At 36.5% G+C, this 15,350-nt stretch carries 8 protein-coding genes, 2 pseudogenes and 1 riboswitch; of the genes and pseudogenes, 3 read left to right on the top strand and 7 right to left on the bottom strand.

The annotated features are described in order from the left end of the window. Positions 1-166 precede the first annotated feature (166 nt). Entirely contained in the window at positions 167-562 is a 396-nt protein-coding gene (locus QRE67_RS11570) for a YxeA family protein (RefSeq protein ID WP_286124974.1), read from the bottom strand. A gap of 402 nt (positions 563-964) precedes the next feature. Then, a riboswitch (glycine riboswitch) is annotated at positions 965-1,085 on the top strand. Between the two features lie 105 nt (positions 1,086-1,190). Between QRE67_RS11570 and QRE67_RS11565 the strand changes: the two genes are divergently transcribed. After that, complete coding sequence (locus QRE67_RS11565; RefSeq protein WP_286124973.1) at positions 1,191-2,558, top strand: alanine/glycine:cation symporter family protein; 1,368 nt, start codon at positions 1,191-1,193, stop codon at positions 2,556-2,558. A gap of 140 nt (positions 2,559-2,698) precedes the next feature. On the opposite strand, the gene QRE67_RS11560 is transcribed toward QRE67_RS11565, so the two are convergent. Further along, positions 2,699-3,463 (bottom strand): DUF3891 family protein, encoded by a 765-nt coding sequence (locus tag QRE67_RS11560; RefSeq protein ID WP_286124972.1) that lies wholly within the window; start codon positions 3,461-3,463, stop codon positions 2,699-2,701. Positions 3,464-4,035: 572 nt separating this feature from the next. Here QRE67_RS11560 and hbs point away from each other — a divergent pair. After that, positions 4,036-4,308: a non-specific DNA-binding protein Hbs gene (hbs, locus tag QRE67_RS11555; RefSeq protein WP_286124971.1), complete on the top strand. Its 273-nt coding sequence runs from the start codon at positions 4,036-4,038 to the stop codon at positions 4,306-4,308. 141 nt (positions 4,309-4,449) lie between these two features. Here the strand turns inward: hbs and QRE67_RS11550 are convergent, their stop codons facing one another. From QRE67_RS11550 to QRE67_RS28650, 3 genes and pseudogenes are all read right to left on the bottom strand, one after another. Continuing rightward, a complete protein-coding gene (locus QRE67_RS11550) occupies positions 4,450-7,944 on the bottom strand; it encodes a S8 family serine peptidase (RefSeq protein ID WP_286124970.1) in 3,495 nt (1,164 codons plus the stop codon). 1,028 nt (positions 7,945-8,972) lie between these two features. Then, the gene (locus tag QRE67_RS11545) at positions 8,973-9,680 is read right to left on the bottom strand and encodes a DNA alkylation repair protein (protein ID WP_286124969.1); all 708 of its coding nucleotides are present in this window, start codon (positions 9,678-9,680) and stop codon (positions 8,973-8,975) included. Between the two features lie 179 nt (positions 9,681-9,859). Then, a pseudogene (locus tag QRE67_RS28650) lies at positions 9,860-10,225 on the bottom strand (RNA-guided endonuclease InsQ/TnpB family protein); the annotation flags it as partial. A gap of 692 nt (positions 10,226-10,917) precedes the next feature. Here QRE67_RS28650 and QRE67_RS11535 point away from each other — a divergent pair. Further along, positions 10,918-11,421: a VOC family protein gene (locus QRE67_RS11535; RefSeq protein WP_286124967.1), complete on the top strand. Its 504-nt coding sequence runs from the start codon at positions 10,918-10,920 to the stop codon at positions 11,419-11,421. 467 nt (positions 11,422-11,888) lie between these two features. Here the strand turns inward: QRE67_RS11535 and QRE67_RS11530 are convergent. Continuing rightward, positions 11,889-12,050 (bottom strand): annotated as a pseudogene (locus QRE67_RS11530) (IS3 family transposase); the annotation flags it as partial. Between the two features lie 144 nt (positions 12,051-12,194). Further along, positions 12,195-15,167 (bottom strand): AAA domain-containing protein, encoded by a 2,973-nt coding sequence (locus QRE67_RS11525; protein WP_286124966.1) that lies wholly within the window; start codon positions 15,165-15,167, stop codon positions 12,195-12,197. Between the last annotated feature and the right edge of the window lie 183 nt (positions 15,168-15,350).

Here is a 15,350-nt window from a genome sequence, read left to right as displayed (position 1 = left end):
GTGGCTTTCTTTTCTATTTTTTGCTTGTTTCGTCTCCTTACTCCATTCACGTAATTGATATCTTAATGGCTTCATTCTCCACATCTCCCTTTGCAAAATAAAAAGGCCACCGGATTCTTAAACAGCTGCTTGAGCTGTTCTAAAGAATTGGTGTCCTCTAGCCGGACTATATATTATTTTTTTCTATCTGTTCTTTTGCCTTTTTAGGTATGTCGTCTGATTTGACTTCTTCATAACTGTCAATTCCGTAAGTTTTATCTTTATATTTACCACCTATATCAACACGTAGAAACGCATTTAACTTCAAGTTTTTATTTGCGAAAAATTTTACGGTTATCTCATCGCCTTTTTCATTATATGCTTTCAATGTATACCAATACAGCTTAGCTGTTGTTCCATCATCCGCTTCAGCCATTTCTTCTTTACCATCTTCAGTAATTTGAACATAGTATTCTTTTGCTCCCCATTTTTTAATATCAAATAAATCATTTTTTTCAGCAATTCCTATATAGACAATTGAAACAAGGACTATTGCTACGATCGATACGAATAATTTTTTCATATTTTTCACCTTTAGATTTTTGTAATTTGATATTTCGTATACTATCACAAGCACTACATTTAAATTATCTATTTTCATTACAAAAACCTTACACTTTTGTAATAATACATATCAATGAACTGAGGTTAAAGAATAAGAAGTCGAAATATTAAAAAACTATCTTCGGATAATTAATATTTGCAATTTATTTGCAAGCATCATATAATTGCGCTAGTTATTATCTAGAAGCTGTGTCATATTAATATTAGATTTCATTCAATTAAACTGACTAAAGTAGCTTCTATTAATCACATAATTCGGATGAACCATTCAGGAGAAGATCAATCGATCTACCGACGGGGCAAAAAGTTAATGAATTAGCTTTGAAACTCTCAGGTCTTGGTTACAAGTAGAACTGCATGGGGACGAATCTCTGGAGAGACTCCCTCCTGTTGTACAACAACACGGAGGAAACAGAGCACCGAAGGAGCAAATCCGTCAAATTGACGGATAATCTCTCAGGTAAAAGGACAGAGACAAGCGACAGAAAATGCCGATTTACATCGGTTTATTTTTCTATCCCTTGTTTCTCCAGAGACCATTTCATTCATGTGAAATGGTTTTTATTTTTTCTAAAAGGAGAATAGAGATGGAGACAGTAAGTCAAGTATTAGAAGAGATTAATCATTACGTATGGGGACTACCTACCTTGTTCCTTCTTGTAGGAACTGGAATCATTCTCACAGTGCGCCTAAGAGGTTTGCAGTTTGTTAAACTTTTGTATGCACATAAACTAGCATTTGGAAAATCAGAAGATAAATCCTCTTCTGGAGATATTAGCCATTTCCAAGCATTAATGACTGCTATGGCCGCTACAATTGGAATGGGAAATATAGCTGGTGTTGCAACTGCAGTATCAATTGGAGGTCCTGGTGCAATTTTTTGGATGTGGATGACTGCCCTGTTTGGCATGGCAACGAAATATGCAGAAGCCATTCTTGCCGTAAAATATCGAGTGAATGGGCCTAATGGTGAATACTCCGGTGGCCCAATGTATTATTTAGAACGAGGTTTAGGAAAGAGATGGCTCGCTATTCTATTTGCTATTTTTGGGACAACTGCTTCTTTCGGAATTGGTAATATGGTACAGTCTAATTCCGTTGCGGAAGCTATGAGACTTAACTTTTCTTTTCCTCCTGCCTTAACTGGTATTTTAATGGCTTTCTTAATTGCGATTGTCATTTTAGGTGGTGTAAAAAAAATCGGGAAAGTCACAGGATTTTTCGTCCCTATTAAAGCTTTCTTTTATGTACTTGCAGGACTTATTATTATCTTTTATCACATTGATCAAATTCCAGAAGCGTTCTCACTTATTTTTTCTGGTGCTTTTAATGGTACAGCTGCTGCTGGCGGATTTGCTGGAGCAACCATTGCATCGGCAATCCAAATTGGGATGGCGCGAGGCGTGTTTGCAAATGAAGCTGGACTAGGAAGTGCACCAATTGCAGCCGCAGCCGCCAAAACGGATATACCTGCTAAACAAGCACTTGTCTCTATGACAGGGACTTTCCTTGATACATTTATCGTGTGTACAATTACAGGTCTAGTACTTATTACAACAGGGGCTTGGAAATCAGGGAAAACCGGTGTCGAAGCAACGACTCTAGCTTTCCAATCTGTATTTGGTAACACTGGTAGTATGATTCTTGGTATCGCAATTATCTTATTCGCTTACTCAACAATTTTAGGGTGGTCCTATTACGGTGAAAAATGTGTAGAATATTTATTCGGCCGTAATGCAGTCCGATATTACCGCATTATTTTCATTGTGGTTGTTGCCCTTGGTGCAAACTTAAAACTAGGCATCGTTTGGACATTTGCTGATATTGCCAATGGACTCATGGCTATTCCAAACTTAATTGGTCTCATTGGATTGAGCGGTGTTGTTGTCGCTGAAACAAATCGATTCTTGCAAGCTGAAAAGTTAAAAGCATCCGATAAGCAGATTGCAAGTTAATCATCATATAGAATCTTAATATAACAGAAAAAGGGCTGACTTATCTCTTTATGAGTCAGCCTTTTTTCATTAGCCTTTTAAAATTTATATATAACTGTACATATGCAACAAATAATGAAAATGGGTATCATTCACACATTTTACCTGATAAAACAAATTTCTTGTTTTTTGAATTCTACGTTCTTATCTGCTTGAACTATCCCACTCTTTTCTATTTCATTCTTATGTAAAGACTTGAATCTTACATGGGTTTTAAATTCCGTTGCAAAAGGAAATGGTGTAACTCGAATCTTTTTTTCATCTATCCATTCAGCTATTATAGGACTGTCACTATATCGATTATATATTTCCATCCCTTCAAATCCTTCTTTAAATAAATCAATTTCTTCATTTTTCTTTACACCAGGTTCATTCATACAGGCATAGAGAGACAATTCATCACAAAATTTGAGAAGTTTATAATGTTCCTCAAGAGTAGATTGCGCAATGTTTGTTAACGTTTTCAAAAGTCTTTTTTGACGATTTTGCTCTTGTTGATAAAAATGAACCATTTCAGTATCTTCATTATTAAGTGGAAATGAAGTAAAGTGCTTACTGCAAAGTAGTGCTCCATATGGATTCGTAGCTTCAATCTCATCAAGCCCTAATGTATAAAAAACAAACCGTAATGAACTCGGACAATCCATAAAAGAGTATGGTAATTCTTTTGCATCATTCCAAATCGGAGTTTTATCTAATTTAATCCAGCAACGGTCATGCTCATAAATAGCAGCGATAGACTCTTTCAGATAAACCTTACTTGCAAAAAAACGAGTCGTAAAATGTTTTGCTATTTCTCCTGACAGAAATCCATGATCATGTTGCCGAATCAGTATCAGTTCTTCTTTTTTTTGACGAATGATCATAATCACTTACTCCTCTCTATTATATCTTATATATGTAAGAACCACTGTAACACATTTACATAGATAAAGTGTATACGTGCTTAATAGAATCTTTCCACACTACTCTTACATAGGAATTTTATAAAGCGAAACTTTAATCAATGGGGTTTTCTTCATCTCCACTGAGTAAAAGCCCTTACCAATCGGGCTTTTACTCAACTATATAAATCCATTTTGATTTTTCGGCATATAGCCGCGGCTATGGATAACAAAAGGTGACCTGCACTCGTTTTCTCTCTTTGTTTTCACTTGGTATGGGGCAGGAAAAGGATCTGACCGGCCGGATGCTCTCTCCCACCTAAAAAGAAGGGTTTTATGTCGGTTTCTTAATTCATATGTATTTATATACATATGAATTAAGAAATACCGTAAAAAAGAAATTCAGCTAGAGTTAGCAGGGATTTACCAACTTTCACCGAAATTAGAGTAATATCGCTGTTATCATTGCTTTCTTACAGTTAGAAAAAACTGTCTCTATTCTTTTATGCACTATGATAGTATTCATATCAAAAATTTATATACGAGGTGAAGACATGAATAAAACAGAATTAATTAAACATGTTGCCCAAACAGCTGAAATTTCACAAAAGGAAGCCACTGTAGCCGTGCAATCCGTATTTGATTCGATTACAAATGCTTTGCAAACTGGTGACAAAGTACAGCTTATCGGATTTGGCACGTTTGAAGTACGCGAACGATCAGCTCGTACAGGACGTAATCCACAAACAGGTGAAGAAATTCAAATTGCTGCTGGAAAAGTACCTGCATTTAAAGCAGGTAAAGAATTAAAAGAAGCTGTGAAATAATACAAACCAGCCTTAATTTAAGGCTGGTTTGTATTATTTTTTACATTATTTCAATAAAAAGGATGCCTCCCAAAAGTAACTATTCAGCTACTTTTGGGACCCCCTCCCTCTTCCATTAATATAAGAAAATTCTCATCACATTTATTGCTGTAGAACCGTAACTGTTTTTGGTTTTGTCGTTACCTTAAAGCCACTATCATTTACAGCCTCAGCCTCAACCGTATACGTACCGTTTTGAAGCTCCGGTTTCGGTGTCCAGGAAACACGTAAAGTATGCTCATCTTCTTTTGTAATTGTATCAACTATATTACCCTTTTCATCTTTGATGTACACTTTCCAATCTACACGATTGGAAGTATATCCTGTAATTTGAACAGGGGTGTTTGCATTTACATCTTTGTATGGATACACGTTGAAATAGCTTACGAGCATTCCTTCGTTGATATAAGAAGGGTCTCCCCATACACTGTAGCTTTGATTGTATGCGTAATCTGCTGCCATTACGACTACACCTTTCACTTCTTCTTTAACGGTTAACGATTTTTGTCCAGGTTGTAATGATTTGTATTTCCCGTTATACCAAACGATAGCACCATTATAGCCACTTCCTCTTTCATTATCTTCCGCTTTAAAGGAAATTTCATATTCTCCATTTTTAGGTTGTACTTGAATGTCTGATACTTTAGGCGCTACTGAATCCACGTTAACCGGAATCTTTACTTCTTGCGGCTTAGCGTTTTTGTAATCTAATGTTGTTTTAATAACGTAATTGTAAGTTCCATCTGGTACATGCTGTCCTTTTTCATCTTTAACTTCCCATAAATAGCCTTGGTTGCTGAAGTTTCTATACGCCATAATATTCTTTCGGAATTTCCATGGCTCTCCTGTGTACTCGCTAAAATCTCCTAGCCATTTAATACGTTCTCCCTTTGAATTTTCTACATACATCTCTGTTTTTGCTAAATTACGAAGCGTTGTAAAGCTTGAAAAAATACCAGGCGGCATCGAACGAGTTGAGACAGCTATTCGCTCCTCGTTAAATTTACCAGTTTTCGGATCATATCCCAATGGAAGATCTGACACATCATCCCATAACACTGTATATCCTAAGAATACATTTTCATCCCATGCAACTGGATCAAGGTTTTTCATAGAATCCCATTCCCCATAAAAACCCATATATGGTACAGTTAGTGGTACGCTCGTATCTTTATTCGCACCTGTAGGAATAAGTCGAACATACCCTTCTACAAAAGTATTTTTCTGCAACTCTTTCGGAAGCAGTAGATTCACTTGTAAACTACTCGTTTGACCGCGTTTTATTTTGATAGTAGTTCCTTTTGATTCTGTGACTTTTTTTCCGTTAATAAGTGAATATGCGCCTTTCACTCTCTTGCTTGTTAGTGTTAAATATTTCTTAGAAACATCTGTCTTATTATCATTATTTAAATCAAACTCTTTCGTCTCTGTATCGTCAGTCAGCACATCTACATATACGGTATATTCCATTTCTTCAGGCACGTTTTCACTTAAAGCCTCTAAATTCAAATCAAAACGCGCTGTTTGGCCTTTTATTTCCTTCAATGCCACCGCTCCTGCTTGTTCAAGCGAAGCACCCTTGTTGGATACAAGTACAGGCGTATTGATCGCATTTTGAATTTGCATTAATCCGGATCCTTGTATACGCGGTGAATAAGGAACTTGTCCATTCGTTTTCGGGTCCATAACAATCGCCGTCGTATTCATCAATGCGAGTTTCGCTTTTAACGCTGTGTCTTTAGAATGAGAAAGTCCTTTTTCGTAAAGAGCTTGCAATAGCAACGTTGAACCACCAGCTACGTGCGGAGCCGCCATCGATGTTCCACTCATCACTTCATATTCGTTACCAGGCACAGTAGAATAAATATTGCCGCCCGGTGCAGAAAGCTCTGGTTTAAAATCTAATGTATGTGGTGCTCCGAATGACGAAAAATCAGATATTGTATTCTTATCTGCATTTTCTACCCAAGTACTCCCTGTCAGCTTCATCTTGACAACTTTTCCACTTGTAAGCTTTGCAATTAACTCATCTCCTACCGCTTTACTAGTTGTTACCGCTGGAATAAAGACAGGACTAAAATTTAAATACGGATAATCTTCTATCATTGAAGGCGGTACTACGATAACCGCTTTTGCTCCTTTCTTTTTTGCTTCGTTTTGAATGTACGAATAAAACGCATAAGGCTGCTTCGGTTTTGCAACGACGATTTTTCCGTTTACATCTTTACCAGAAAAGTCTTCCGCTCTCCCTTCGCCCACATACACCATTTCATAGCTTTCATTCTCTGATAAAGTCTTTGAAAGTTTGAAATTATACTGCGTTTGATCTTTATACGGGAGCTCAAATCCATCTTCGCTCTTCATGGATCCCATATGTATTTTCGGATTTTCATAGGAAGCGACTGATAAAGCATACGGACTTACACCTGGTTCTCCTACTGTTCCTATATCAGCGTTTTCCGCATACGGTTGTTTGGAGGTAGGCAAAAGACTATTCTTTGTGCTGTACGCTGAATTTCCTCCGGCAACAACTACTAATGTACCTTGTTCCGTCGCTTGACGAATTGTTTTTTGAATCGGATCATTTTCTTCTCCAACAAACCCTGCATCCGAACCTAGGCTCATATTGATGACATCTGCTTCCATTGTCACTGCATGTTCAATACCTGCAATGATATCATCCTCATAAGCACCGCCGCCCTTATCTGAAAATACTTTTTCAGCAAGCAACTGTACCCCAGGCGCAATGCCCTTTACTCCATCAGCTTCTTCATTTCCATTTGCGCCTACTGTACCAGCAACATGCATACCATGAGGATCTCTCGGAATAACGTCTGTATCTTCATCCGCCCAATTGTATCCCGTTGGAATCTTATCACTATACCAAACGTCATTGACTGTTGTTTCGGCAAATTTTTCTTGAATATTTTCTTGTTTCCATTTCTCTTTTTGTTGTCCTTTTTCTGTTAGCTTCATATCTTGATGAGTATGATCAATACCAGAGTCCACAACTGCTACGAGCAATCCTTCACCTTCATACCCATACTGTTCCCAAACCTTTTGTGCTTGGACCAATTCTTTACTTGATCCCATAGAAGGCTCGAAGGTTTTTGCGATGTGTACATTTGTGACACCAGGAATATCTTTCATATTTTTCACATTTTGGAATTCTGTCTCCATACTGAAACCATTGAACCCTTCATAAAAACGGTGCTTCACTTTTACATTAGACTTTGTTTTTTTGATTTGAGCAATTACTTGATCTTGAACCGCCTTATAGCTTGCTTTCTTTTCTCCAATAGACTTTAAACCTGAAGGCTGCTGAACTTCCACAATAACTCTCACTTTTTCTGAAGGTGTGTACGGCTGAATTTCCTTCTTTGTTTTCTCATATCCAAGTTTGTCCTTTACTTCTTGCGCTTCTTTCTTTTTCTCGTCCAAGAAAATTTGTTGCCCCTGCTTTACAATTTGTTCTACATTTTCTTGCTGTTCCTTGCTGTTCGTTTCGTTTTCGGCAAATGCTGTTGTCGTGAACAGCATTGCAGACATTACTGCCGTTGCTATTACCTTATACGGAACTTTTTGTTTTCTTTTCATTTTCTTCCCCCCATTTTTGTTAGAACGCAATAAAAAAGAAAATGCCTCTTTTACATGAATAGCTGCAATTAAAGAATTCCCCACCCCATGGTGCTTACAATCTTTCTAACACGTTTACTCCCGTCTATTCTAGGCTTCATTCTACTAAGGGAGTGCGCGCGAATAAAATGCTAGCAAGGACTATTTTTATGTTCATAAATAAACTAGTATCACGGGTGATCTATTCTTTTATGTAATCTAATTATACAAAAAACAAAAAACTGTTAATTGGGAAAATAAAGATTATTTAGAGCCGGATTTTGTACTTTGCAAGGTAATTTTCTTTACAAAACTAACAAATACACGCAAAACCAGCGAATATCGTATATTTTTCAACTTTGGAAAATCCCTAAAAACAAATGCCTTTCACATATAGAAATTTATTTGAATTACATAGAAAATAAATGAATGATGACATTTTATTTTCAAAAGGATTAAGGGATTTTGTAGTAATGAAACCAAGGACTCTCATAGGTATTAGCGAACATTGAAATGTTAAAGAAAGACCCATCCCTGCCATTTTAGATAGTTTCCTGACTTTATATTAAATATGGATGTCATTACACAAAAATTTATATAAAGAATAAAAGAAAAATCTGGCCCGATTGCGAAACAAAAAAATCCTGCATATCAATACAGGACTTTTAATCAAACTTTTTTATAAATTATCAATCTTTTTACAAATTATCAAACTTTATTTTAAATCAACAACAATTGTAGCTTTGGAATAAAGTTTGATTAAATCTATACTAATAGCCTTAATTAATGCACAAAAAGAAAGAGCGTGTTTTGATAAAAAGATTGATCAAAACACGCTCTTAATATATTCAATTGAATCATTTATTTATAAAAAAGTTTGACCATTTCTGTGATCCTTCCTCCATTAAAACGCCCGATTGCTGAATAGCCACCGATCCTTACTTGTCAGCAACCTTCGAATGATGTATTGAGCTCTCGTTCCCGTTAGTGTAGTTACACTACAAACTATGCTAACACCTTACATTTTTGCGTTTGAAACCAAGCTGTCCTCTATCTATATCCTTTTGAATATTTTCGGAAGCAAGCAGGATACTGCTTTTTTTCTTGCCCCGTTTGACTTCGACTGGGCCTACTGCCTTCGCGGTTTCAACCGCCTTATCATGGAGCGGCAAATATGAAATCCCGACTGTGTAGATAAAATTATTCATAGCGGATTTCGTTCGATCTGGAGAATCGTGAATCGTATTTTCCACCTGATCAAGCATACTGGCAATCTTGCTTGCGCTAAATTCACCGTCCGGACGATTACCCAAAAGCCAGCAGTAACAGCTCCAGCCTGCCGACATTCTAAGTTCTTCACCGCTTGCGATCCATTTATCGGCAACAACTTGCGCAAAATCGGTTTCTGCCAAAGTTACTGCAACCACATAATCGGACAGCATATAAAAATACGCCGCATCCATCCAACGCTCAAAATCCGCCTCAGTCATTGTCATTGGGTCCGCAATGATGCCGGCAAAATACATGGCATCGTAGTTCCCGGAGGCGTAAAGTTGCTCGGCCAAAAGCTGATTTTTCTTGATTTTCTTTGCGAGCGGCTTCATTCCACCTGTAGCCACGCCAAAAAGCGGCTCGTGTGCACCATTGCTTATGTAAGTCTTTTTGATTCGTTCCTTACCGAGCGCTTCCAGTTCCTGCATAACCATTTCAAAATCCATCGTTTTGCACTTCCCTCCTTTATAATCATACCCACTTCATTGTTACCATCTAGCTTATATTCTTTATCAAGCAATGCTTTAACTTGATGTAAAAGATCAAAAGTAGCTTGCCAATCCAGAGAAGTTAGATCAAATACATTTTCCCTGTGTACTCTTGGTACAATTAAACCTGAACATAGTTTTCCATTCGGTTTGAATCCAAATTGCGTGAAAGTGAGACTGTTATATTCTTTATACTTTTTCAATTTTGGATAGTTGGAATCCCCACGAAAAAAGCCATCATATGCCTTTTTCAGTCGTAAAAATACTTCTTGTAAAGGCTGTGATGGCACTTCTTTTAGAAAAGGATAGGTCTTCTTATCTATTGTTTGTTGCTTTTGCATATCAGAACGTGTATAGGATTGTTTGTTTTCTTTATATTTTCTCTGTTTGTCTAAAAGAGCAAAATTATAGGTTTGACGACAATATTGTAGCCAACGCTCTAACATTTCTTTTTGTTCTTTGGTTGGGGAAATTTCGTATTTTTGACTTAGCAACATTGTCATCACCTTCCTCTTTTTTCGTTGTAGTGTTTCCGATTCCTAAACACAAAACAGAATGCACGTTCTCATCTATTTCTAGTACTATCATACATGATGTTACATAAAAAGGAAATAGAAATTTCGTGCTATGCACGACCAACATTCATCCTCTCCCTACCACCTGGGCTATGTCCTGCACGTGCTTGAGGAAGGGGACTTCTGTTGGAGTACTGCTAAATTATGCACATCTTATTGCCTGAAAACGTTCCTCAACAATCTGGCCCGATTGCGGAACAAAAAAATCCTGCATTGATAATATTAATACAGGACTTTTGATCAAACTTTATTATAAATTATCGAACTTTTTTACAAATTATCAAACTTTATTTTAAATCAACAGTAGACTATTCAAATAAAGTATCAGACTGAAGGGTATTGATTTTACCGTTATTTCGTTAGAAACTAGTTCCTAGTCTAATACCTTCTTTTACTTTTTATAAAGAGAATTGAAATGTACCTTAGGTCAGTCTACAACTATTTTTGCATGATTTGACTACACCCTATATATGAAAAGACTGTTATGACAGCATCTGCAGTCTAAAACATTTTTCAAACTGAACACCAGTCATGTTATTCTCAATCAAATTTTGAAAAACAGGTTGTTTATCAAAATTTGATTGGGAATAATAGTACAGAAAATTAAGGAGGAGAAAATTGTGAAAAACAAAATCCAAAAAATCACATTAAACTTGTGGTTCGATACACAAGCAGAAGAGGCGGCGAAGTTTTACGCTTCTATCTTTAAAAATTCCAAGATTGGAAGAATCACTCGCTATGGAAAAGAAAGGAATGAAATCCACGGAATACCAGAGGGGACAGTAATGACCGTGGAATTCCAACTGGAAGGACAAGAATTCGTAGCATTAAATGGCGGTCCGCAATTCAAATTCACAGAGGCAATATCATTTATTGTCAATTGTGAGTCACAAGAAGAAGTGGACTATTATTGGGAAAAGCTCTCTGAAGGCGGAGACGAGAAGGCTCAAGTGTGCGGTTGGCTGAAAGATAAGTACGGTGTGTCGTGGCAAATTATTCCTACCGACCTAACCGAGATGGTAAGCGACCCGGATCCTGAAAAATCAGAAAGAGTTATGAAAGCATTGCTCCAAATGAAGAAAAAAATTGACATGAAAACTTTAAAACAAGCGTATAAGGGATAGGGTTACAATAGAAACAGTTGCAAGACAAGGCGTTATGTCATCCATTATATCAAGCGTAGTTCTTTCCTACGCTTTTTATTTTTGTATGAGTCACACCTATTCCCCATTACCTATTTTACAAGCCAGTCGAATAATCCCCCACAGCATTCCTTCCGTCTTTCTTCCATTAATTTCGCCCCAACTCATTCCCTCTTTTTCAAACCTATCTCCGTTCCCTTTAACTTAACAAATTTACGCATTACATTACGTTTTTAATCGTTAAAATATAAATACCTTACTCCATTATATAGCACCTATTTTATCCTTTTTACTTTCAGCAAAATACGGGCTTAAAATGTATTTAAACTATTCTTAAACGTAAATACCTAGCCTACTTTTCCATTGTGTCTCCACAACAAGTACGTTCTCAATCGTTAATCGTCTATTAGATGGTTGAGCTGACACATCTCTGGTATGTCAACACGAAACTAGACAATTCTTTTAAGGTGTTCCCGTTTATACTGAATAGGGCTCAAATAGTCTAGTGTTCCATGAATTCTAAAATTGTTAAACCAGTTTACGTAGTCGTTCAATTCTAAAGTCAATTCTTCTAAACTTGTGAAATGACGGCCACAAACGAACTCCGTTTTGAAGAGCTACCTCTGCATTTTTATCAGAAGTAGCTCGCCTTACGTCGAAAATAGTAATACTTCTTGGTAAATACCATCTTGTGTTTCAATACAAAATGCTTTAGCAAATCCTTCTATTTATTATTTTTCACGCGCTTATTCTCTTTACTTTACCCCTAATATATATGGGTTAGATACGTTAGAACTGTCTAGTGATTTCGTAAGATTAATTTCATTGGAATCATTCAATATATATTCACCTAACAGACCTGAAGGTGTTTTTTTAGAACTAATTATATGATCCGTTTGACTGAAAATACGGGTATCACCAAATACTAAAAAGCTATGTTTTGCTCTTGATACAGCTACATTTAGCATGTTGACTCCATTATCAAAAAAGTAACTGCCTTCATGATTCACATCATACACAGGTGAAAAAATACAGATATTTCTTTCGCCCCCTTGTAATGCATGAACAGTACCTACTGTGAGCTTACCTAAATCTTGTTTACTTAAAATTTTTTTAAATACACTTGTTTGCTTAGTAAATGGTGTTATAATCCCTATAATTTCATCAATAGATACTTTTCTTTCATGATAGTTTGAATAGTATTCTTCTAAAAATTTTCTATTTTGATTAATCCAGGTAATAATTGCCTCAGCCTCAATAATATTTGAGTTTCCATTTGTATTGTCGTGACTTCCCTCAATATGTGCGTATCCCATGTGCGGAAGGATGAAAGTATTAGTTTCGAACTCTTTCGTAAACGGCTCTAAGAATCCATTGTATGCAAGTCTATTACAATAACTAATAATATCTTTTACACAACGTCGATGCTCTTTTAAGAACATGCCCCGTGCTAATGATTTCTCAATTCTATATTTTGATGCCCTTTGAGCAATTTTCATTACTGATCCACTTGAAGCACCTAAATACGTATCTTGTATAAGCTTAAGAGCTTCCTTTTCATTGCATACAATTCCTAACTTCATTAAATTTTGGAAGTCAATCGTTAATGGTATATTCCAGATAGGTGGAATTTGAACAGTATCCCCTACTACGAGTGCTTTTTTTGCGAGCGCAAATGTCGCTCCAGCTACTTCTGGATTTACCTGTCCAGCCTCATCTACTATCAACAAGTCAATAAAATCATATAGATACTCAATAGAAGTTAAGCCATACCGAAAAAAGGAAGGTGTCATATGCATCGTTGAAACAAAACAAGGCGTTATCTTAGCAAAGCGATGCCATTTATTTTGTTGACTTTCCAGCGTAAGCGCTAAATATGCATCGTCCCTATTTAATTCTTGCTTCATCTCAAGAATCCATTGTCCCTCAAAATAATGCGTGGCTAATTTAAATGCCTGATAACGCTCATTCGTATCCATCTTCGCCATAAATTCACTATTATCAGAGATAGACACATATACCTTTGTTTGGCCTTCAATACGCTGTACCGTTTGAATGAGCTTGTCATGTAAGTCAGTAACCGCCTCATTTACATCTGTAATTGCAGCTCCTGTATATTGATTATATTTCTCCAAAAAATACTTTTCAGCCTCTAATACATATGTGCTATCTTCCATGAGATGTGGCAGTCCATTAGAAAGATTCGTCTTATTAATTGGATGATAACATTGAAAAGCTTCTGCACCTTCTTTTTTTTCTCTCACCAAATATAAACCGTAGCTATTAATTTGAGGAAGCCACCTACCAGCCAAGGTAGGCGAATCTATCTCTTCTACTTTACCGAAACTTTCTATAACATTTGTCACAGCATTATTATTCGTTGATGCTACAAAAATGACTGGTGGCTGTTTTTTCTCAACTGCAGCTCTTGTCCACATAGTAGCAACGATACTTTGAAGCATCGTTGTTTTCCCTGTACCTGGAGGGCCATTGACAGCCAATATCTCACTGTCTTGCATAGTTGAAAAATGGTGTATCGCCTGCCTTTGAGATCCTGAAACTGGAAATTTATCACTCATCTGTCCTACATGCTGCTCTGTCCTATTTATATATTCCTGACCACTTAATATATCAATTTCCTTTTCATCTTCCACAGATACATAACGTTCTAGCAAGGGAGGTAAATCTTTTTTATGTCCAATCAAGTCATTGTAAACCCCCATAATATTACGTGTCATACCTTGACCAATCTCAACAAGTCGAACATAACAATTCTGTCCAGTTCCACCTCTTACATATGTTGGATGTTTTAAATGGGCCATCTTCTCTCCTGTTACTGCAATAGATAGTTTATCTACATAGTCCCATACTTCGCTCCATGTTTTGAAATCCGCTTTATGAGAGGAAAGAAATACATCTACGCTATCGATTTCTCCAATTGTTTGATAATCCAACCTGACCGAATCTGTTGAAGATGCTCTGAGCCACTCTCTTGCTACCCACGGCCTATTCATTGGATGAGGGGAAAGTTTTCCATTCTTATATAAGAGTGCAGGTAACCAAAAAGGTACTAACTCCTCTGGGGCCCCCTCACTATTAATATCCTGTCCATAAAAGGATTTTCTGTAGCCTACAAAAGGATTCACTACAACCTCAACAGGATCCATGACTTTCTTCCCTTTAGATGCGACTTGTTCTGCTTTTTTGAAAATCTCTTTGGATTTTTCTTCAGCTAAATAGCCTTTTTTTATATTCTCATATTCATCAAGAATCGATATATGAATTCTACTTGCATCCGGACTAATTCGTTCTGCATCTGCAAGGGAATTCCTAAAATACGTTACCATTTCATGTGACTTATTTTGATTATTCATTGGCTCAGCAAATTTCTTAGAAACAGGAAGAATAGATTCTTTATCTTCTTGTTTCGTATCTTTTGATAGTAATTGATGTAGTTTTATTTCATCAATTTCAATTTGTGGATTTCCCTTAAATTCCGTAACGCTCCCCTTTATCCAGATAGTCACCCCGTTCGCAAAAATATTCTTGTCCTCTTCTGTACAGTTCCAGCGATTTGCTATGATTGTAAAATTTCCATATTTAAGCGTAATAAAAAGGTAATCCGTTCCCTTCTTTGTCTGTTTCACTTCTGATTTCACTATATCAAAGGATTGGTTAACAGGATCACCTTTTACTAATTCTTTAACTAATTCCTTAGCATCCACCATTTTATTCGTACGAACCTCCTTACAAATCAACTCATATATTAAATGCTTTACTTTACTTAATTCCTATTTGAACTCATAATCAATTCTCATAAAAATATCAAAGACTCAATTTACCATCCCTTGTAGCAAAATACTGCTATACACCGAAAAATATGGATATTCCATCCATATTATAGTACTACA

The sequence above is a fragment of the Bacillus sp. DX3.1 genome, assembly GCF_030292155.1.
In the GTDB taxonomy this organism is placed as follows: domain Bacteria; phylum Bacillota; class Bacilli; order Bacillales; family Bacillaceae_G; genus Bacillus_A.
Note: the sequence above shows the minus strand (reverse complement) of the source record. Positions and strands in the feature narration are given on the sequence as shown.

Excerpts from the sequence above, each read along its gene's own strand:
- QRE67_RS11560 (WP_286124972.1), bottom strand. The coding sequence starts at position 3,463 with ATGATCATTCGTCAAAAAAAAGAAGAACTGATACTGATTCGGCAACAT.
- hbs (WP_286124971.1), top strand. The coding sequence starts at position 4,036 with ATGAATAAAACAGAATTAATTAAACATGTTGCCCAAACAGCTGAAATT.
- QRE67_RS11565 (WP_286124973.1), top strand. The coding sequence starts at position 1,191 with ATGGAGACAGTAAGTCAAGTATTAGAAGAGATTAATCATTACGTATGG.
- QRE67_RS11525 (WP_286124966.1), bottom strand. The coding sequence starts at position 15,167 with ATGGTGGATGCTAAGGAATTAGTTAAAGAATTAGTAAAAGGTGATCCT.
- QRE67_RS11545 (WP_286124969.1), bottom strand. The coding sequence starts at position 9,680 with ATGGATTTTGAAATGGTTATGCAGGAACTGGAAGCGCTCGGTAAGGAA.
- QRE67_RS11550 (WP_286124970.1), bottom strand. The coding sequence starts at position 7,944 with ATGAAAAGAAAACAAAAAGTTCCGTATAAGGTAATAGCAACGGCAGTA.
- QRE67_RS11570 (WP_286124974.1), bottom strand. The coding sequence starts at position 562 with ATGAAAAAATTATTCGTATCGATCGTAGCAATAGTCCTTGTTTCAATT.